The sequence below is a fragment of the Streptomyces sirii genome (genome assembly GCF_045690365.1).
Classification (GTDB): domain Bacteria; phylum Actinomycetota; class Actinomycetes; order Streptomycetales; family Streptomycetaceae; genus Streptomyces; species Streptomyces sirii.
In genome coordinates, this window is sequence record NZ_CP147982.1 from 7758361 (window position 1) to 7777529 (window position 19169).

Consider the following 19169-nt stretch of genomic DNA (forward strand, 5'->3'; position numbering starts at 1 on the left):
GGCGCCTGAAGCGCCCGAGGGTACAGCACCTCGGCGCCGTTCAGGGAACCCGCGGCGCGGAAACGGCGTTCAATGGAGTACACACAGTGCGGCGGGCGCCGCGGAAGGGGCGTGAAGGATGTCCACACAGGCAAAGGTCGCGATCGGCGGCGTGGCGGTAGGAGTGATCCTGCTGTGGCTGCTGCCCTTCTGGGCGGCCGTATTGGTCATGGTCGGCGTCCCGGCCGTCGCCTATCTGACCCTCGACTCCTCCCAGCGCCGCCGCCTGCGCCGGGCCGGCCGCAAGCAGCTCGGCCGCTGAGCCGACGGGCCCCCGCCGCGGACCGCGGGGGCCCGGGCGGCGGTGCTCAGACCGGCCGCGCCGCCAGTTCGCCGAGCGACGCCAGCAGTCCGGGAAGTTCGGGCCCCCGGCCCACGGGGTGCACCTCGCCCGGCTCCTCGTCCAGCAGCACGAACGCGATGTCGTCGGTGCGTGCGACCATGCTCCAGCCGGGCCCGTCGACCCGCAGCGTACGGGCCTCCCCGGCCGCGAACGACGACCGCACCCGGCCCGGCGGCGGCGGATCGGACACATAGCCACGGGCCTCCTTCAGCACCCGCCGCACGCCCTGGTGGGCCTCGTCCCCCGGTTCGGCGAAGCTGACGTCGCCGTCCACCTGCTCGCGCCACGCCGCCCACTGCATCGCGATCTCGTCCGCGCCGAGCCGCCGTTGGGCGGGTCCCCACTCCGCGGCGTCCGGCGGCGCGAGCGGCGCCGGATCCCCCTCCTGCGGCTCGGGATCGTGCGGCTGCGGCACACCCGGCGCCGCCACGGCCAGGGCCAGCGGCCAACCGGGAAGCGCCGCGACGATGCTGTTCTCCCCGGGTGAGAGGTCGTACTCCATACCGCAGTCCCAGGCCGCGATCGCACAGGCCACCAGCGACACGTCCTCCGTCGCCACCGTCCAGCGCGCCCCGGAACCGTCCTGGCCGAGGACCAGCCCATAGCCCTCCGCGTACGGTTCGAGGCCGAGGCCCGCGCACACCTCCGGGTAGTCGTCACCGAGCACGCTCGGGAACTGCGCGGGCGTCAGCAGCACCGCCGTCAGCACGAACAACTGGTCGTTGTCGGCGCTCTCGGTCGTGGGCACGAGGCCTCCCCATCCCGGTCCGTTGCTCGGTACGTCGGCGCACACTAATCGGGTTGGTAGCGCCTTGTCACCAGCCCTACGCTGCGCCTATGTGTTTCTACAGCCGCCGGATGCACTTCGTGTGCCTGAGCTGCCGGACCGCGTGGAAGAAGACGCCGACCGGGCCCGGCCCCGGACACTGCCCGCAGTGCCGCGGCGAGCTGATCGACGCGGGCGCCGACCTGGCGGTCCCCAAGCGACGGGACGTGGCGGGCTGGCGCGCGCTGGAGGCGGTGCTGCGCGCGGGCCTGACGTTCCACGGCGGCTGCTGCGGTACGGGCCCCGGCTTCCGCCCGCGCACCCCGCGCGAGGTCCGCGAGCGGCTGGCGCTGGCCGGGCGCACGGGTATGCCGGTGCGGCGGGCGCTGGCCGTGGCGGACCCCACGGCGATCTCCTGAGACGACGCAATCCGGCCATGCGCCGCCCGATCTGGCGGCCGCCACCATCCTTCAACGCCCCTGCCCACCCGTAAAATTGTCCCTTCGGCGATCGAAGGGACAGGTGCCAGGTGCGGCGCTACGACTGGCTCAAGGAGATCCGGCGGCTCGACCCGGAGCGCGACTTCCTGCGGATCTACCGCATCATCGCGACGCATGAGTTTCCCTGGGACATCACCAGAGCCCTGGAACTCGCGCTGTACCGCACCTACGCCGTGCCCAGCATCGGCCGGTTGCTGTCGGAGACGGCCGAGCTGACGGACCGCACCCAGAAGCGCTATGACGACACCGCGCTCCTCCTGGACGCCGTCCTGGAGCACGGCTTCGACGGCGAGGACGGCCGGACGGCGATCCGCCGTATCAACCAGATGCACCGCCGCTACGACATCACCAACGACGAGATGCGCTACGTCCTGTGCACCTTCGTGGTGGTGCCCAAGCGCTGGCTCGACGCCTACGGCTGGCGGCGCCTGACCCGGCATGAACAACACGCCGTCGCCGCCTACTACCGCACCCTCGGCGGTCATATGGGCATCACCGAACTCCCGCAGACCTACGAGGACTTCGAGCGGTACCTCGACGCCTACGAGGCGGCGCACTTCGGCTGGGACGAGAGCGCCCGACGGGTGTCGGACGCCACCTTGGACCTGATGGCGGGCTGGTACGGCCCGCTCGCCCCGGTGGTGCGCGGTGCGAGCAAGGCTCTCCTGGACGACTCGCTGCTGGACGCCTTCCGCTACGACCGGCCCAAACCGGCGGTCCAGAAGGCCGTACGCGGCGCCCTGAAGCTGCGCGCCAAAGCCGTACGGCTGCTGCCGCCCCGCCGCACCCCGCACTACGCCCGCCAGAACCCCGAGATCAAGGGCTATCCGAACGGCTTCCGGGTGGCCGAACTGGGCACCTTCCCCGCCTCCCGCGCCGCCGGCGGCTGCCCGGTCCCCCACGGACAGGGCCCGGCGGCATCCTGAACCACGGGCCCGGTGGCGGGCTCAGCCCCGGCGGACCGCCAGCGCCAGATAGCGGTCGTCCTTGTCCTCGTACCGGGTCAGGTCCCAGCCGCTCCCGGCCAGGAGGGGACGCAGGTTCGGCTCGGCCCGGAGGTCGTCGGGGGTGAGCGGGCGGCCCTTGCGCGCGGCGAGGGCGGCCCGCCCGATGGGGTGGAAGAGGGCGAGCCGGCCACCGGGGCGTACGACCCTGGCCAGCTCACCGAGCCCGCCGGCCGAGTCCGGCAGATGGGAGATCAGTCCGGCGGCGAAGACCGCGTCCAGCGCGGCGCCGGGCAGCGGCAGCCGGGCCGCGTCGGCGAGCAGCAGCGCCGAGTACCGGCCGCGCCCCGCCCGTACGGCGGCCCGCAGCATCTCGGGCGTGACGTCCGCGCCCAGCACCGCGCCGCGCGGGCCCACGGCCTCCCGCAGCGCGGGCAGCGCACGTCCGGTGCCGCAACCGGCGTCCAGCACCCGGTCGCCCTCCTGGAGGCCCAGCTCGGCGACGCCCGCCGCATAGGCGGGACCGTCGTCGGGGAACCTGGCGTCCCAGCCGGCGGCGCGGGCCGCGAAGAACGCCCGGACCTCGTGCGGCCGGTCGGCGTGGTGGTCGGTCATCGTGTTCCTTCGGGCGGGGTGCGCCGGGGGGCGAGGGGGGCGGTGACGGCGTACAGGACGCCGGCGACGGCCAGCGCCACCACGACGCCGAGGTTCATGGCGCCCAGCGTGCCCTTCGCGGCGCTGTCGGTCAGCAGAAAGCCTACGGCCCTGGCGATGTGCGGGTCCGCCGAGGTGATCAGGCCCAGCCCGACGACGGTGGCGACGACGAGCGAGAGCACCGCGGGCCAGCCCAGGGACCGTACGTTTCGCAGGTCGAAACCGGTGTGGCGGCGGCGCCACTGCTCCACCAGGAAGACCGCCGTCCAGGCGGCCATCGCCACCCCGATGATCGACAGGAACGCCTGGAACGTGGCGAAGAAGCTGGGCGAGACGAACAGGACGTACCAGCCGCCGACGGCCATCAGCACACCGTCCACCAGGACCGCGAGGTGCCGGCGGACGGGGATGCCCAGCGCCAGCATCGACATGCCCGAGCTGTAGATGTCCATGATCGCTCCGGAGGCGAAGCCCCCGATGGCGGTCAGCAGATACGGCACCAGGAACCAGGTAGGCAGCTCCGCCGCGAGGGCGCTCACCGGGTCGGCGGTCGCGGCCTCGGCGAGCTTGGGATCACCGGCGTTCAGCAGCACGCCGAAGACCAGCAGCACCAGCGGGGGCAGCACCCCGCCCAGGGTGGTCCACCCGGTGATCGCCCGCCCACTGCTGTGACGCGGCAGATAACGGCTGTAGTCCGCACCGCAGTTGACCCAGCCCAGCCCCAGGAGCGTCATCGCGAACACCACGCCGCCGACGAACGTGCCGAGGTCGCCCGAGCGGCCGTCCCCCAGCGCGGACCAGTCGACGCGATCGGCCATCAGCACCATGTACACCACGGTCAGTACGGTGATGGCCCAGGTCAGATACTTCTGCACCTTCATGATCAGCGCGTGCCCGTAGATGCCGACGACCACCACCGCGACCGCGGTCACCGCGAAGCAGACCGCCTGCGCCGCCGTGGTCGGCGTCCGCCCGTCGGCCTGGGCGAAGGTGCCCGGCGCGACCCGCGCCAGGATCACCGCGCCGCCCAGGGAGGAGAGCGCGACGAGCACGGTCTCCCAGCCGACGTTGGAGACATAACTGAATAAGGTGGGCAGCTTGTTGCCCTGCCGCCCGAAGGACGCCCGGCCGATCGCCATGGTGGGTGCGCCCGTACGAGCACCGGCGACCGAGACCAGCCCCACCAGCAGGAACGAGAGCACATAGCCGAGCGCCCCGGTGACGATCGCCTGCCAGGGACTCAGACCGAGGCCCATCAGGTAGATCCCGTAGGCGATGCCCAGCAGCGACAGCCCGGATGCGGCCCAGGGCCAGAACAGGGACCGGGGTGTGCCGTGTCGCTCGGCGTCCGGTACCGGATCGATGCCGTTGCGTTCCACGAGGCCGGCCGAGGTGTTCGCGGCGGCGGGCGGTCCGAGCTCCTCGCGTTCCTGTTGTTGAGTCATGGCGACATGATCTCGCATGGGCCACCGTCGCGGGGAACGAACGTACGACCCAACTACCATGGAAATCAGGGACGATGGGATTCTTGATCGAAGAAGACGACGGCTTTGGCGAACGGGCGGAAATCCCGCTCCGCGCCGGGTACGGTCCTCGCCATGGATTCGCGCGGCGCTCTGCCGCCGAAGGCTCCCCTCGTCGAGCCATGCATCCGTATACCCCGTGACGCGCAGGACCTGCATCCTGGAGGAGACGGCCGATGAACGCCGCACTAGGGGCCCCGGACGGCGCAGCCCCGGTCCCCGACCCCGAGTTGACCCTGAAGATCTTAGTCGCGGGCGGCTTCGGTGCGGGCAAGACCACCCTGGTGGGGGCGGTGAGCGAGATCCGCCCGCTGCGCACCGAGGAAGGGCTCACCGAGGCCGGCGAGGCGGTCGACGACACCGGGCCGGTAGGGCGGAAGGCCACCACCACGGTGGCGATGGACTTCGGCCGCATCACCATCAGGCAGGGGCTCTCCCTCTACCTCTTCGGCACCCCGGGACAGGACCGCTTCTGGTTCCTGTGGGACGACCTGTCCGAGGGCGCCCTGGGCGCCGTGGTACTGGCCGACACCCGCCGACTGCAGGACTGCTTCCCCGCGGTCGACTACTTCGAGCGCCGGGCGATCCCCTTCCTGGTGGCCGTCAACTGCTTCGCGGAGTCGCGGTCCTACGGTGCCGACGAGGTCGCCCGCGCGTTGGACCTGGACCGCGGCACCCCCGTCGTGCTCTGCGACGCGAGGGATCGCGACTCGGGCAAGGAAGTCCTGGTCCGGCTCGTCGAGCACGCCGGGCGCCGGCACTCCGCCAGGGTGCCGACGCCGGTGGGGTGAGCCGCGGCCCGATCCGGCGCGTCCACCGGACGGCCCGTTCCGCCCGGGGGGCCTCAGTCAGCGAGAGCCGCGACGGCGACGACCTTGTCGATCTTGACGCGGACCACCACCTCACCCGGCACCCCGTTGCGGGCGCCGAACTCCTCCGCACGGTCCTCGCCCATGTAACGGGCGGCGATCCGGGTCGCCCAGTCGCGTACCTCCGGCAGCTCGTCGCTGATCTCCGCGGACCCCTGCACGACCGCGAAGGAGAACGGCGGCCGCTCGTCGTCGACGCACAGCGCCACCCTGCCGTCGCGGGCCAGATTGCGGCCCTTGACGGTCTCCGCGCCGGTGTTGAACACCAGGTCGTCGCCGTCCAAGAGGAACCACACGGGGGCGATGTGCGGCCCGCCGTCGGCCCGTACGGTCGCCAGCTTGCCGGTGCGCGCGCCTTCGGAGAGGAACCGCCGCCACTCGTCCTTGCTCATCTTGTGTCCCATACCGGCATCCTCCCGGTGCCGCACGAACTTGCGCCGCGTGGCGCGCCGGACCGCAGGGCCGCTTGCCGAGACGGCGGAGGTGGGACAGGCTGGCACGGCAGGCCCCGAACGGACCGCGGGCCTGCCGTCCGGCCAGGCGCGCGGACGGGGATACGGGGAGGAAGCGGCACATGGCATTGAGCAGCGGACTCGACTGGCTGCTGGACGACCTGACCAAACGGGTGGAGAAGGTACGGCACGCGTTGGTGCTCTCCAACGACGGGCTGGTGACCGGCGCGAGCGAGGAACTGGGGCGGGAGAACTCCGAGCACCTCGCGGCCGTCGCCTCGGGACTGCACAGCCTGGCCAAGGGCTCGGCGCTCCACTTCGGCGTCGGGCGGGTACGCCAGACCATGATCGAGTTTGACGACGGAGTGTTGTTCGTGACGGCGGCGGGGGACGGCAGCTGCCTGTGCGTGCTGGCCGGCGCCGACGCCGATCTGGGCCAGATCGCCTACGAGATGACCCTGCTGGTCAATCGCGTCGGGGAGCATCTGGGCGTCGCGGCCCGCCGGCCCGAGAGTTATCCACAGGCCGGCGGAAGAGGTTGACGCACTGTCATTGACTGCGGCTATGGTCGTCACTGTCAGTGATCGACCGAGTTGCGGGGGAACCGACATGACAGTGATGTGCGACGGGCGCCAGACGCTCGCGATGGGCCGAGCGGCCCGCGAACTGGAGCTGAGGACCGGCGAGTTCGAGCTCGCCACCCAGCTCGGAGAAGTGCGAACGATCCCGGCCGCCGCCAGCGACGGCCGGCCGGGCGGCGCCGGAGCACCAGGCCGGCGCCGCGTCCCGGCGGAGGAGGTCGCCCGGCTGCAGGCCGAGCCGGGCTTCCCCGACGCTCTCCGCGAGCGCGTCCGCACGGTCAGCACGACCGAGGCCGCGGCCCTGATGGGCATCGGCCCCGGCCGCGCCCTGCGCCTGACCCGAGCCGGCTGCTTCGACCCCGTCCGCTTCTATGTGAACCGCTACGGCGCGGTGGTCTGGCTCTATCTCGCCTCCGAGGTAACCGACTTCGCCGACCGAGAACCGGATCTGTTGCGCGGCAACACCCCCACCGCGATGCGGGTGATGCTCGAAAACGGACAGGACCGGCGGGCACGCCAGTGGCGCAGCCGAAGGGTCGGCCAGCTCATGGGCCAAACCGAAGACCCCTGGGAGTCCGCAGCCGTAATCGCCGCCGTACTCCCCCCGGAAGAACTGGCCTCGGTCGCCGAGAACCCCTTGGAGCGCTCCCTCCTCCGCCGACTCAGGCCCACCCTCGCCTCGACCATCACCGCGACCCCAGCCGCCCGGGAAGCCTACGACCGGGTGCTGACAGCGGACGATTTCGACGAGGTGATGTGGTACCGAATCCACCTCACCCGATCCCTGGAACAAGCCCGCAACGAAAAACCAGCCCGCCCCAGGACACCCGCCACCACCGGCCCCGGGCCCGCCTCGCTCTCACGCAGTGCCGGCAACACCCGCTGATCGGAAAGTGCTCAACGAGCCGATCCCGGGCCGGAGATGCTGCCCCGGCGCATGCCCTCCATCCCCGCATCCGTGCACAAGAGAGTAAGGAGCCAGGGGCGGGGGTGCGCCGGCCCGATGCCGATCGGGATCGCTCAGACGTCGTGCTGCGCCCAGGGCAGCAGGGCACACCGGCTGGTCAGAGGCCGGCCGGGTGGGTGGAAAGCCAGCCGGCGTGCCGGTCGCGCATCATGTCCCGCTCTTCGGGCGTGGCGAGGAAGACGTCAGCGCCACCGTCGTAAGGGTGATGGATGCGCTGCAGTTGGACGTCGGTGATCAAGACATCGGCCATCTTGTCGTCGGCGATGTCGCGCAGCAGATCATCGACGCAGCCACGCTGCCAGAGCCGCCTGGCAGCGAAGAGGTGGCAGTACGTGCGGAACTCCGGGTCGGGGTCATCCGCCACGAGCAGACTCTGCCAGTAGCCGGCGTCCGGTTGATGCGGCGGGACGTCGGGATCGGCCGTCCATACCGGAGTGATCACGTACACGTCCGTACCGGCGAACAGTTCACCGAGGACGCTGTTGTAACGGTCCAAGACGATGGCGTACTCGCTCTCGTCCTGTGCGTACCGCTTCGACTCCGGAAGGCTGTGAAAGCGAACCCAGACATCCCTGTAGGGGCCGCGGAGCTGGTGCCCCACGGGGGGACAGCCGGGCCATCGCCGCTGCCACAGCTCCGTCAGCGCTGTCTGCTCGATCCCAGACACCTGCAGCACACGTCCTCTCACCTTGCACGCGCTACCGATCATGATGCCCGGTGCGCCATCTGCCACGAGAATCGACGTCTAAGACTTGGAGGTAGCGGTCAGCCGAAGGTGATGGACATTGTCGAAATCCCCTTCCTGGACTTCGACTTCGACGGTGGAGTCGTCGAAGCGGAGGGTGAAACAGGGGTCCGTGTCGATGAGCTGTTTCAGGCTTTCGTAGGCGTCGTGGTCGAGAGGAGGTGAGAACACGGCCTCCCACTCCTCCGCGGTGGCGGTGGCCGTCACTCTGACGGGGATGCGGGCTGGGCAGGGGCGCGGGTTGGCCCACGACTCCAGATGCGCCGTCTTCTCCTCAGGATCCATTCCTCGAGCGTATGCGCTGGTACCGCCCCGACCGAGCTGCTCACTGTTCTCGGTTCTGGGTATGGAGCGGGGTGCAGTGCTGCGTGATCTGCCCGAACGGCCCGGGCCGTGGAATACGGTCAGAGGCTGGTGAGTAGGCCGTCGAGTGGGGCGGGGATGCGGTCGCGGTCGAGGGCCTCGACGAGGACGCGGCCGTAGTGGATCTTGCGGCCCTTCTTCGTGCCGAGGAAGCGCCGCAACTGCCGCTGTGGGGCGCGGTCCTGCTGTGCGGGCTGGCGCAGGAAGGTCTGCAGGGCACGCAGGTCGCCCTCGGCCCCGACGAGCTCCTGCACCCGTGTCACGCCCAGCGCGCGGATGAGCTCGTCTTCCAGGTCCGCCGCGCAGACGAAGAACTGTTGCTCTGCCGCACCGGCCCGCTCCAAGCCGCGGGCGTAGTAGGGACGTTCCGCCTCGTCGCACAGTCCGGTGAGGGGGAGGCCCAGGCCGGGTGGCCCGAGGAGGCGGGCGAAACGCCCGACGTTCATCGCACCGCCCATCGACAGGACGCAGACCCCTTCGGCCGCCAGGTCCCGGCCACGGCTCGCGGCCAGCGCGCTGACCGCTGCGGCGTCGCTCGGCCCTTCGAGCAGGACGACGGCCCGGACGGGCAGCCGCGTGGCCAGCTCGCGCGCGGGGCCGCCGGGGCCACCGGCCGCCCACGCGGTAACCGCCTCCTGGAACGCCCCCATGTCAGCCATGAGAAGAGTCTCCGCCCTTGCCGGCCACCGCGGTAGGGAATTTCCGCCGGCGCGCCGATCGGCGGTGGGCCGTCGGACGCCGCGCCGCCGGCCTGATACCCAGTAGGGCCCTCAGCCGGTAGGTGGCCGGAGGCAGAGCGGAGTGCAGGCCATGGCAGACCGACGGCTATCCGTCGCCCCGGCGGCCTGATGGACGCGGCCGTCAGCTGGACGTGGGTTCTGTCAGTGGCGGGGCCTATGGTCTGAGCTCATGGGATTCTTCGGATCTTTTGTGATCGCCCGGAGCGACAGACCTCTGACGGAGCTGCCCGCGATGAGCAAGGCAGGTGGTGATATGTGCTGGTCCGCCCGGGACGGTGAGTGGCAGATGGTGCAGCTTCATGGCGGTGGTAGACCTGCCGATTCCATTGCTCAGGAGACTCAGGCTCCGGTGCTCGTTGCTCATGTGTTTGACAGTGATGTGGTGGCGGTAGAGGCGGCTGGCCCGCAGGGACAGAGGTGGGAGTGCGTGCTGTCACCGCAGACGGCGCGGGACTCGTACGGGGCTCCGGACGAGATAGTCGAGCGGAACGCGATGGCGGTGGGGCCTGCTGTGGCGTGGGCGAGGGAAGCCGGCCGTGAACCTGATGCCGATGCGGTGGCGTCGGTACTCGCGGCTGAGGCGGATCCGCTCGCGGAGGATCTGGTGACGGAGTTGATGAGGGCTCTGGGGTTCCGCTTCGGGAGTTCGGACGTGGCCTAGGTTCGGCCGGCCGGTCGTAAGCCGGCTGGTGCCCGATCTTCGGCGGCTGGGGGAGAAGCCCATGCCGCGACGAGTCAGGTCACGCCCCGCCCGAGTCCGCGGTGCCCGAGTCCACAGCGCCCGTCAGCGCGCCGCGGTTCGGCAGAAGCAACCGTTCCGGGTGTGGGGTGGTCCTACCGGGCGTCGTGCTCAGAGGGCCGAGCTCTGGCGACTTGTACTCGTACTCGTAGCGGTAAGCCGACTGGAAGGGCGTAGTCCATGGAGATCGATCCCGGCCTCTGTCTGGACGTTCCGGAGGGGTTCGACGATAGGGATGCCGAGAGTCAGGTGCATCCCATGGCCAGGAAGCTCTTCCCCGCCACAACTGCCGCGGATGCCTTCAGGAAAGCCCATGAGTGGGTGAGGGAGCACAAGGTCTTCCTGGTGGATGTGTCATGGGACTTCGCGCACGATGAGGACGAGCCCTACACACTGAGCATCTATTTCACGTTCGAGCTGGACCCCGAAGACAGCTGACCACGGCGGCTGCGCAGATTCGCGTGGACCATCCGGCAGCAGCCTCGCGAGCGGTGCCGTAAGGGCGCCGTGCTCATCGTGGACACAGGGTTCAGGGACACCGGATTCAGGGACACCGGATTCACGGGCACAGCAGAGCGGAAGGGCGGCTGACGATGCGTGTGTTGACATGGAACCTGTGGTGGAAGTTCGGCCCGTGGCAGGAGCGGCGCAAGGCGATACTCGCCGTATTGCGCGATCTCCAGCCGGACGCCGTCGGGCTCCAGGAAGTCTGGGCCTCGGATACGGAGAACCTCGCACAATGGTTGTCGGACGACCTCGGCATGTACGGGACCTGGGCACCGTCGCGAGCTCCGGACCGCTGGCAGCGCAGGCTGGGGGATCCGACGATCGCCATGGGCAATGCCATCCTCAGTCGCTGGCCCATCGCGGACCAGGACGTGGTGCAGCTGCCCGCAGGGCCGGGCGAAGATGACGGCCGTCTCGCCCTGTACGCACGGCTGGACGCGCCCTCCCAGCCGGTGCCGTTCTTCACCACACATCTGACATCAGCCGTTGACGGCTCTGCGGTGCGCTGCGAACAGGTCGGAGTGCTCGCCGAGTTCGTCGCGGCCCATCGAACCGGCACCGCCTTCCCGCCGGTGATCACGGGGGACTTCAACGCCTGGCCGGACTCCGACGAAGTCCGGCTGTTCGGCGGCTACAAGACGGCACCCGCCGCGCCCGGCCAGGTCTTCTTCGACGCCTGGGACTACGCCGATCCCGCCCGGCCCTCGGCGACCTGGGACACGGCCAACCCGTTCATCGGGGCCGAGTTCGGGCCCAGCGTCCGAGTCGACTACATCCACGTCGGACCGCCAGGCCCCGAGGGGCTCGGTTTCGTCGACTCCGTCCGCCGCGTCGCGGACCGGCCGGTGAACGGTGTGTGGCCGTCCGACCACGCGGCGGTCCTTGCCGAGCTGCGGTCCGAGTCAGGGCCGGCGCGGGTCTGAACAGGCATGACGCGTCAGGTGGGGCGGGGGCGGCGGCGTCGGGTGACGGCCAGGATGGCCATGTCGTCCTCGCGGTCGCCCTCGGTCCAGCGACCGACGTCCCTGGTGAGGGCATCCACCAGCGCCTCCGGATCTTTGAACGACCTGTGCAGGCGTTCCGAGCGGACCGGGTCGTAGAAAGCGCCCTGATTGTCGCGCGCCTCGGTGACACCGTCGGTGACCAGCAGCAATGAGGCGCCGGGGGGCAGCCGCACCATATCGACGGGTGCGGGGCCGGGGGGAGCGATATCGCCGAGCCCCACGCCTAGAGGCAGCTGGTGGGTGGTCGGGTCGAGCCGTACGAGTTGCCCGTCGTGTATGAGGTACGGGGGCGGATGCCCGTGGTTCACCAGGCTCAGCACCTCGCCGTCGCCGGACACCTCGGCCAATACGGCGGTGGCGAAGCCCTCGGTGGAGATCACCGGGTCGCCGCGGGCCGCTGCCCGGGCCATTGCCTCGTCCATCCGCTCTCCCAGTGCGACCAGGGTGGGGGCGTACTCGGCCTCCTGACGGAACGCTCCGATCGCGACCGACACGGCGGCGACCGCCGCGATCCCCTTGCCCCGTACATCCCCGATGATCATCCGCACCCCGAACGGTGTCTCCTGCACCGCGTAGAAATCACCGCCGATCCGTGCCTCGGCGTGTGCCGCCGTATACCCCGCTGCCACGTCCAGCGGCCCTACCTCTCTCGGCGGGGTCGGCAGCACTGCCCGCTGGACCGCCTCCGCGACATCCCTGGCCAGCGCCAGATCGCGCCCCTGCCGCACAATGAGCCGGTTGACCGCGAGAGCCAGCACGCCGATCAGGCCGACGACGGCCAGATCGACGAGCAAGGGCGTCGCCGGGCGCTGCCGTTCGATGTCCACCGCCACCGAGACCACGCAGGTGACACAGACGACGGCGAGCGCGGCGCGGAAGGAGAGCGTGGCGCCCGCGACGAGCGGTGCGGCGGCCAGCAGCGGGAGCCCCGTGTACGGCTCGGGCGCGACCAGGTCCAGCAGCACGCCCACCACGAGGGCCAGCGCCGCGAGTATCCACGGCACCTTCGCCAGGGTGGGTTGCAGGACTTTCACTGGGCCTCTCTCGGCGGGTGCGTGGGTGCCCGCAGTGCCCGCTGCCCCCACGACCCCCACGACCCCTGCCCCCGCCGTCGCGCCGGAGGCCCGTGAGACCGCCGCCCGAGCCGAGACCGAACCCGGCCCCGCGGCAGTGGCAGGCGCACTGTGGTGCGGCGCGGTGCGCCTGCCCCGGAATCACCTATAACGCATCGAACGAAGCGCACATTCGGGTGTCATTCGGATGTCAGAAGGCGACGGTCCAGCCCTCGCGCTGGGCCTGTTCCTCCGTGTACGAGACGCCGTCGACCTTGAGCCCGGCAGGGTCGAGGAGCGTGATCGACCCGCCGTGGTTGCCGAGTTGGAACTCGTTGCCACCCGCGATGGCGAGTGTGGCGCCGGCGGCGAGCGGCTGCGCGGGCAGTGGCAGCAGGTGATCCTTTTGGTCGGCCAGGCGCCAGCCGTCGAGGTCGATGGCGACCGGGGAGGCGTTGAGGAGCGTGACCGTCTCGCGCTCGGGTGCCGGCCCGGTGGGATTGACCAGCGCCGCCAGGATGCGTACCGACGCGTCACGCGTTGCGGGCCGTGGCGGTGCGGCGGTGAGGGGGTGGCCGGTCGTTTCGTCGGTGTGCCAGGCCTGGGACTGGAATGCCAGGAAGACGGCGATCCAGCGCGATTCGGCGGGGAAGTGCAGAAGCAGCCCGCCGTCCTGCCAGACACCGTTGCTGGGGCGGAACTGTCCGCTGCTGCCTTGGTTCATGTGAATTTCGTGGACACCGTTGCCGGGCCGGAAGCCGAACACCTTGTCAGGTTCGTCGGGTTCGGGGCCGTACCGCTCTCCGAAGACATAGACCTCCGTATTCGAGTCGGCGATGGCACGTTCCACGTGATGGTCCAGCATGTCCTCCAAGTCGTTGTCCATGCCGGGCAGATCGGGCGGCAGCGGCCGTACCGCGTCCGGCGGGAAGAGATTGCCGCGGATGAAGTCCAGGCTGGCCGTCCCCGGCTTCGACGGCAGAATCTTCCATCCGCTACCGGCCGCGGGCAGCTGCCCGGTCAGCGGATGACGGAAGTTGTCATCGGCCACGAAGAGCAGATCGGGCGGACGCTGCTGGGACTTGACGTTGATCGCGGCCCGGTAGTGGGTGCCGGCGTTGTCGGTGAGGTGGAGTTGGTAGTGCGGGGTCTCGTCGGGGGCGCCCTCACGGCGCCGCTCGACGGCCCGGCACGCCAGAACTCCGTAGTTCTTCAGTGGCATTGGTCATCACTCCGAAGCGAGAAAGGCGGCGGGAAGCGGCTAGAAATCGAGAACCACCCAGGCGGGGTCGTGATCGGACCCGTCGCCGCCGTGCCGGGTGCGCCGATCGATATGCGAGCTCTTGTGCTGAGAGGTGAGGCTCTGGCTCAGCCAGATCTGGTCGAACAGCTCGTACTGGGCGTTCTGCCCGGCCGCCTTGAACCGATGGGTCCAGGCCCCCGAAGCGGGTGGCGGCGGATTGTCGGCCTTGGGTTCTCGGGTCTGCTGCGGATGCGCGAGTGCCTCCGTCAGGCTCAGCTCCGGAGAGGTGGCCAGCGGGGCGAGCGTCGGCGCGTCCGGGCTGTCGTTCATGTCCCCCAGCACGATGAAACGCCCGTCGGGGCGGGTGCGGGCGGCGACGATACGGGCGATCGACTCGGCCTGCCGGTGCCTGCGGGCATCGGCTGCGGCCTTGCCCTCCTCAGGGTCCACCCCGTGCTCGACGAACTTGCTCTTGAGGTGATTGTTGAAGAGCGTCAGCAGACGGCGATCGGTGTCGCGCGGATCCAGGACATCCACTTCCAGCAGGTCCCGGCTGAATACGCGCTCGCCGGGTGCCTCCGGGTGGACGGCATGCTGCCAGGAGGTGACCGCGCCCAACGGGAATTTGGAGAGCAGCGCCAGATCGATCAGCCGGGGGTCGTTGCCTTCGATCAGCGACAGAAACTCATAGGCATGACCAAGATGTTGAGCGGCGAAATATCGCAGGGTGTCGATGTCCTCGACCTCCTGAACCGCCAGCACATCAAGGTCCATCGCCTGGATCCGCTTGGCGATCAGATCCTGATCCCCGGAGTCCTTGCCCTTGACCAGCTTGCCCTTGTAGGTGCGGATCCGCACCTTCTCGGGGTCGTCAAACACATACTTGGAGGTCAGCTCGCCGTCGGGTCCGACCGGCTGAATTTGCTGAATCTCGGCCTGGAAGTTGAACCGTGAAAAGAGATTGTTGAGGTTGAAGGTTCCTATCGTGACATCCATGCCGACCTCCACGATCAGCCGTGTCGGCCCTCATACTCTGAGCGTAACTCGCCTGGTCCGGCACGGAAAACGGAAGGAGGCGCTGTCCGGTCGGCCTCAAGATCGTCAACGTTGCCGCCGCCGCGCCGGTGCCCACGATCAAGCTCGGCGACGCATGGCCGGAGCGGCTGACACGACGAGTAGCGCTCTGCACCGGCAGAGCGATTCATCGTGTCAGCCGCGGTAAAGCCGGTGTGATCCTCGTCGTCACTTACTGGATTGGAGGGCGGCGTTCGCGGCGTGGTCGGTGACGCTGGCCGGCGCGGTGAGGCCCCACACGTGGCCGATGAAGGTGAAAGCCTGATCGGTGACGGGTCCGGTAGTTGCCTGGGCCGGGGTGGCGAGGGCTCCGAAGAGCGCGAGGGTTCCGAGGATGACAGTGGCGACTCGACGCATTAACTATCCCTTTGCATAAGGCGGTTGGTGTTTCCGGCGACAACTTTCCCCGCCTGTGCGCCGATACGCCGACGGTCCTCCTTGTGGGTGGTGACGAAACGGTTTATCGGCTCGACACGGCAGCCCGGGCGATCACGGACAGCGTCAGCCCCCGCTCCTTGCCGACGACCAGCCAGCCCTTCTGAAGGAGGGACTGAAGGAGGGGCCGGACCTCGTCGCCCATCTCGTCCGCCAGGTCGTCGTCGGTGGGGGAGCGGTCGGCGCGGACGAGGGCGGCGACGTGGAGTACCAGCGCTTCCTCCGCCGCGGTGATGTGGAAGTCCATGGGCCGAGCGTAGGCAGCCGCGCCGCGAGCCGCGCGCCGGGGCGGGTCGACCACCCGAGACACCCCGTCAGAGAGGGCGAAAGCCACCGGTCGGGGCCGCTTGCGAGGCAACCCCCAACGGCGAGCCTGCTTTCGCTGATACTGCGCTTACGCAGTTGCCCAGTCAGCGGCTTGCCCACCACGCGGTGCCCGCTCCGGTGGCCGTGGTGACGAGAGTGATGAGCCAACCTGGTACTCGCTGGATCGTTAAGTGCAGTCCTCCGCAGCGGAGTTCGAACTGAGGGGTCCTGTTGATGGGCTCGGGTTTCATGCACCTGGCACAGCAGTTACCCCTGAGTAGGGAACCGCTGATGCTGACTAGGAGGAGTGCCCTTGGCTTGGTACAGCAGCAATCGACGCTCCCGCCTACCCACGGACTGGCCGGTCCGCCGCCTGTCCGTCCTGAAGCGGGACGGCTTCCAGCGCGTGACCGTCCTGCGGGACACCGGCGCCCACGGCACGGCGCCGGCCACGGACGTCGACCACATCGTCCCGGGTGACGACCATGGCCCGGCGAACCTTCAGCCTCTGTGTCGGTGGCATCACGCGCGAAGCGTGATGGCGGCTCGAATCCTGTACGGGTTCCAAGGGCCGTCAGACCCTCAGACACCGCACCCCTGGCGAGCCCTGACCCCCGGCTCGTACGTGTGCTGAGGGGGTGCGGTGCGATCGTCAGAGGACGAAGACGCTCTGCGCGGTCTCCGTGTAGTACGTCTCGCCTGGGTACACGAGCCACTCGACCTGACCCGTGCAGTCCGGGCCTGAGTGGACCTCGGCGATGGCGTCGGTGTTGTTGGTCACTGAGGTCGGGAACCAGTCGACCCCGTAACAGCCACTGGGATCAACGTAGTCCGCGCCGTTGATGGACAGGACCCCCTCGGCCGCGTAGGCGGAGCTGGGGACGGCGAGCGTGAGCATGGCGGCGGCGGCAATGGTGCCTAGTGTCGTAGCGAGGCTTCGCATGAACTCCCCTTTTTTTGCAAGTCAATTGGGCTTTGTCATGGCTGCCCTTGGTCCGTTTTCGCTATGTGCCGATTCACCCGTACGGCGGAACCACGAAGGGCCGGGCCCAGGCAGTCCGAGTCAAGGACGCCCAGGGCCACGAACTTCTCTCGGAGGACGTGGTGCCCGGTGGCCTGGCCCGGCCACGTCTGACGTACCTTCGGGGCACATCCGGAAATGAAGCTCCAGGCCCGCGCCAAGCCCAACTCGGTTGTGTGGATCTGCGTTCAGTGGCTGTACGGCGTCGCGTCCTGGAAGCCGAAGATTCTCTGGCTCTGAAATGCGTTCGGCGCCCCAATCAACGGGGCGCCGAAGTCTTCACCTGCTGTCGATCAGTGGGTGGCTGCACCGCCAAGGGCGTTGGTCTTGGAGGCGAGGTCGTTCTTCGTCGCCAGCTTGTCAGCGACCTTGCTCAACCCGCCGATCAACACCTCGGCGTTGACGTCCTTGAGCGGGTTCTTCACTTCGTTCTTGCTGACGGTGTTGCTGTCCACCAGCCTGTCGTCACCGTGCGGCGCAGGAGCCGCGAGTGCCGGCGATGCGGCCCCCAGCATCAGCGCGACGCCAACAACACCCACAGCAGCCTTGGCGATCTTCACGATCTGTACCCCTTCCGGCAGGTGCGCTCAACGGCGCGGCACGACTCTCGTGCCTCCGGGGCGTCCCGCCCTCGGACGCTCGTAACGCACTGCCACCGCCCCTAACCACTGCACTCATATCAAAGTGTCGGGGCGTCACCCGACCGAGAAATATTTTTCTTCAGTCATTTCACGCGACTAGAAGAACCGTACGAACGACGGCAGGAGAACGGCTTGGGTAGGGCCGCAGGCCGGGACCGCGTCGCTCTTCCCGGTCACCGCGTCCGTATGGACGGCATACGACTGGTTCAGCGTCCAGGGGGCGATACTCCGCCTGTCCCACCATCGGGGCCCAGGTGATCTACGGGCGGTCGGTGAACTGGGGAGACCGGATTCACGTACAAGGCCGCGGTTTCCGGGCCGACCACGGGCGGCTCCCCTCTCTCAGGGAACCTCCCGCAGGTACAGCGCCCCGCATGAATGGCAGAAGCCATACTCCGTAAGGAACCTGGCTAGATGCTTCTCTCCGAAGCGGGCGTGTCGCGGACCCCAGTGCATGGGACCGGACACGCCCGCTTTGCGTTGGAGGAGACGACGTCAATCAGGGACTCGCCATAGCAGCACTGGTGCTCGCCTCGGCGCGGTCAGCGCCGCCCCGGCGGCAGCCGACGGGGGCCACGGTGGCGCGAGCACGGTCAACGGTAAGGGCGGAGCCGCTGACGGGCTGTCCGTCCGCCTCCAGGGCGGCCACGGTCTTTCGGATCTCATCCACCGTCCGGCCACGCGGCCCGGACTTCCGCGGCCGGCATGCACCGCGCCGGGGGTCCTTCAGGTGGTCACCCCTGGAGTGGCGTCCTTGTCGGTCCCGTCCATGTGACGTGGACCATAGGGACGGAGAAGCCCTTCCTGCACCACCGAGACCAGAAGTCTGCCCTCCCGGTCGTAGATCCGGCCGCGGGCCAGGCCTCGGCCGCCCGTCGCGATCGGTGACTCCTGGTCGTAGAGGAACCACTCGTCCGCGCGGAACGGGCGGTGGAACCACATCGCGTGGTCGAGCGAGGCCATGTCGAAGCCGCGCGGTCCCCAGAGCGGTTCGACCGGGATGCGGACGGCGTCCAGCAGGGTCATATCGCTGGCATAGGTGAGTGCGCAGGTGTGGACGAGCGGATCGTCGCCCAAGGGGCCGACCGCGCGCATCCACACCGCGCTGCGCGGCTCCGCACCCTCGATCTCGTCCGGCGTCCAGCGCAGCCGGTCGACATAGCGGATGTCGAAGGGCTGCCGCCGCGCCATGCGCTCGAACGCCTCGGGCAGGCCGCCCAGGTGCTCGCGGACCTCGTCCGCGACCGTCGGCAGGTCCTCCGGCCCGGGCACCTCCCGGCGCATCGGCAACTGATGCTCGAAGCCGGCCTCCGGCTTGTGGAAGGAGGCGGTCAGATTGAAGATCGTGCGGCCTTCCTGGACGGCGACGACCCGGCGGGTGGTGAAGGACCGTCCGTCGCGTACCCGCTCGACCTGGTACACGATCGGCACCCCCGGCCGGCCCGGCCGCAGGAAGTACGCGTGGAGCGAGTGGACCGGGCGGTCACCGTCCGTGGTCCGTCCGGCGGCCACCAGCGCCTGCCCCGCGACCTGGCCGCCGAAGACCCGTTGGAGGCTCTCCTGCGGGCTGCGGCCGCGGAAGATGTTCACCTCGATCTGTTCGAGATCCAGCAGATCGACCAGCCTCTCGGCGGGATTGGTCATGACCGGTGGCCCTCCGT

At 69.4% G+C, this 19169-nt stretch carries 24 protein-coding genes; 9 read left to right on the forward strand and 15 right to left on the reverse strand.

The genetic code is table 11. The features are described 5' to 3' along the window. The first annotated feature begins 118 nt into the window (after positions 1-118). The gene (locus WAB15_RS34410; protein WP_399145234.1) at positions 119-301 is read left to right on the forward strand and encodes a hypothetical protein; all 183 of its coding nucleotides are present in this window, start codon (positions 119-121) and stop codon (positions 299-301) included. A gap of 46 nt (positions 302-347) precedes the next feature. On the opposite strand, the gene WAB15_RS34415 is transcribed toward WAB15_RS34410, so the two are convergent. After that, complete coding sequence (locus WAB15_RS34415; RefSeq protein ID WP_407288652.1) at positions 348-1130, reverse strand: hypothetical protein; 783 nt, start codon at positions 1128-1130, stop codon at positions 348-350. Between the two features lie 89 nt (positions 1131-1219). Between WAB15_RS34415 and WAB15_RS34420 the strand changes: the two genes are divergently transcribed. Both WAB15_RS34420 and WAB15_RS34425 read left to right on the forward strand, forming a co-directional pair. Then, a complete protein-coding gene (locus WAB15_RS34420; protein WP_399145236.1) occupies positions 1220-1567 on the forward strand; it encodes a hypothetical protein in 348 nt (115 codons plus the stop codon). 110 nt (positions 1568-1677) lie between these two features. Next, positions 1678-2574, forward strand: coding sequence for an oxygenase MpaB family protein (locus WAB15_RS34425; protein ID WP_407288653.1), 897 nt, complete (start codon positions 1678-1680; stop codon positions 2572-2574). A gap of 21 nt (positions 2575-2595) precedes the next feature. Here WAB15_RS34425 and WAB15_RS34430 read toward each other — a convergent pair whose 3' ends face one another. Together WAB15_RS34430 and WAB15_RS34435 are read right to left on the reverse strand one after the other, a co-directional pair. Further along, positions 2596-3207 carry a class I SAM-dependent methyltransferase gene (locus WAB15_RS34430; protein WP_399145238.1) on the reverse strand — a complete coding sequence of 204 codons (612 nt, stop codon included), beginning with the start codon at positions 3205-3207 and terminating at the stop codon, positions 2596-2598. Continuing rightward, complete coding sequence (locus tag WAB15_RS34435; RefSeq protein WP_407288654.1) at positions 3204-4691, reverse strand: purine-cytosine permease family protein; 1488 nt, start codon at positions 4689-4691, stop codon at positions 3204-3206. The genes WAB15_RS34430 and WAB15_RS34435 overlap by 4 nt, the downstream gene beginning before the upstream one ends. 254 nt (positions 4692-4945) lie before the next feature. Between WAB15_RS34435 and WAB15_RS34440 the strand changes: the two genes are divergently transcribed. Next, complete coding sequence (locus WAB15_RS34440; RefSeq protein ID WP_399145240.1) at positions 4946-5560, forward strand: GTP-binding protein; 615 nt, start codon at positions 4946-4948, stop codon at positions 5558-5560. Between the two features lie 53 nt (positions 5561-5613). Here WAB15_RS34440 and WAB15_RS34445 read toward each other — a convergent pair whose 3' ends face one another. Next, positions 5614-6042: a PPOX class F420-dependent oxidoreductase gene (locus WAB15_RS34445; protein ID WP_407288655.1), complete on the reverse strand. Its 429-nt coding sequence runs from the start codon at positions 6040-6042 to the stop codon at positions 5614-5616. 170 nt (positions 6043-6212) lie between these two features. Between WAB15_RS34445 and WAB15_RS34450 the strand changes: the two genes are divergently transcribed. Next, positions 6213-6632 (forward strand): roadblock/LC7 domain-containing protein, encoded by a 420-nt coding sequence (locus WAB15_RS34450; protein ID WP_399145242.1) that lies wholly within the window; start codon positions 6213-6215, stop codon positions 6630-6632. Between the two features lie 67 nt (positions 6633-6699). Next, positions 6700-7557: a DUF6397 family protein gene (locus WAB15_RS34455; RefSeq protein WP_407288656.1), complete on the forward strand. Its 858-nt coding sequence runs from the start codon at positions 6700-6702 to the stop codon at positions 7555-7557. Positions 7558-7735: 178 nt separating this feature from the next. On the opposite strand, the gene WAB15_RS34460 is transcribed toward WAB15_RS34455, so the two are convergent. From WAB15_RS34460 to WAB15_RS34470, 3 genes are all read right to left on the reverse strand, one after another. Further along, entirely contained in the window at positions 7736-8314 is a 579-nt protein-coding gene (locus tag WAB15_RS34460; protein WP_399145244.1) for a hypothetical protein, read from the reverse strand. Between the two features lie 69 nt (positions 8315-8383). Continuing rightward, entirely contained in the window at positions 8384-8668 is a 285-nt protein-coding gene (locus WAB15_RS34465; RefSeq protein ID WP_407288657.1) for a hypothetical protein, read from the reverse strand. Between the two features lie 119 nt (positions 8669-8787). Further along, positions 8788-9405 (reverse strand): TOPRIM nucleotidyl transferase/hydrolase domain-containing protein, encoded by a 618-nt coding sequence (locus WAB15_RS34470; protein ID WP_399145246.1) that lies wholly within the window; start codon positions 9403-9405, stop codon positions 8788-8790. A gap of 250 nt (positions 9406-9655) precedes the next feature. Here WAB15_RS34470 and WAB15_RS34475 point away from each other — a divergent pair, with 250 nt between their 5' ends. The 3 genes from WAB15_RS34475 to WAB15_RS34485 all read left to right on the forward strand — a co-directional run bounded on the left by WAB15_RS34475 (position 9656) and on the right by WAB15_RS34485 (position 11655). Further along, positions 9656-10147 (forward strand): hypothetical protein, encoded by a 492-nt coding sequence (locus WAB15_RS34475; RefSeq protein WP_407288658.1) that lies wholly within the window; start codon positions 9656-9658, stop codon positions 10145-10147. Positions 10148-10405: 258 nt separating this feature from the next. Further along, positions 10406-10663 carry a hypothetical protein gene (locus WAB15_RS34480; protein WP_407288659.1) on the forward strand — a complete coding sequence of 86 codons (258 nt, stop codon included), beginning with the start codon at positions 10406-10408 and terminating at the stop codon, positions 10661-10663. 155 nt (positions 10664-10818) lie between these two features. After that, positions 10819-11655: an endonuclease/exonuclease/phosphatase family protein gene (locus WAB15_RS34485; RefSeq protein ID WP_407288660.1), complete on the forward strand. Its 837-nt coding sequence runs from the start codon at positions 10819-10821 to the stop codon at positions 11653-11655. 14 nt (positions 11656-11669) lie between these two features. Here the strand turns inward: WAB15_RS34485 and WAB15_RS34490 are convergent, their stop codons facing one another. The 8 genes from WAB15_RS34490 to WAB15_RS34525 form a co-directional block, all read right to left on the reverse strand. Beyond that, complete coding sequence (locus tag WAB15_RS34490) at positions 11670-12770, reverse strand: PP2C family protein-serine/threonine phosphatase (RefSeq protein WP_407288661.1); 1101 nt, start codon at positions 12768-12770, stop codon at positions 11670-11672. Positions 12771-12999: 229 nt separating this feature from the next. Continuing rightward, the gene (locus WAB15_RS34495; protein ID WP_399145252.1) at positions 13000-14010 is read right to left on the reverse strand and encodes a DUF2278 family protein; all 1011 of its coding nucleotides are present in this window, start codon (positions 14008-14010) and stop codon (positions 13000-13002) included. A gap of 39 nt (positions 14011-14049) precedes the next feature. Continuing rightward, entirely contained in the window at positions 14050-15027 is a 978-nt protein-coding gene (locus WAB15_RS34500) for an endonuclease/exonuclease/phosphatase family protein (protein WP_407288662.1), read from the reverse strand. Positions 15028-15273: 246 nt separating this feature from the next. Continuing rightward, positions 15274-15462 (reverse strand): hypothetical protein, encoded by a 189-nt coding sequence (locus WAB15_RS34505; RefSeq protein ID WP_399145254.1) that lies wholly within the window; start codon positions 15460-15462, stop codon positions 15274-15276. Between the two features lie 103 nt (positions 15463-15565). After that, positions 15566-15787, reverse strand: coding sequence for a hypothetical protein (locus WAB15_RS34510; RefSeq protein ID WP_407288663.1), 222 nt, complete (start codon positions 15785-15787; stop codon positions 15566-15568). A gap of 711 nt (positions 15788-16498) precedes the next feature. Beyond that, positions 16499-16789, reverse strand: a complete 291-nt coding sequence (locus tag WAB15_RS34515) for a hypothetical protein (RefSeq protein WP_407288664.1) — start codon at positions 16787-16789, stop codon at positions 16499-16501. 371 nt (positions 16790-17160) lie between these two features. Then, positions 17161-17427: a hypothetical protein gene (locus tag WAB15_RS34520; protein WP_407288665.1), complete on the reverse strand. Its 267-nt coding sequence runs from the start codon at positions 17425-17427 to the stop codon at positions 17161-17163. A gap of 807 nt (positions 17428-18234) precedes the next feature. Further along, positions 18235-19152 carry an acyl-CoA thioesterase gene (locus WAB15_RS34525; protein ID WP_407288666.1) on the reverse strand — a complete coding sequence of 306 codons (918 nt, stop codon included), beginning with the start codon at positions 19150-19152 and terminating at the stop codon, positions 18235-18237. Positions 19153-19169: the final 17 nt, after the last annotated feature.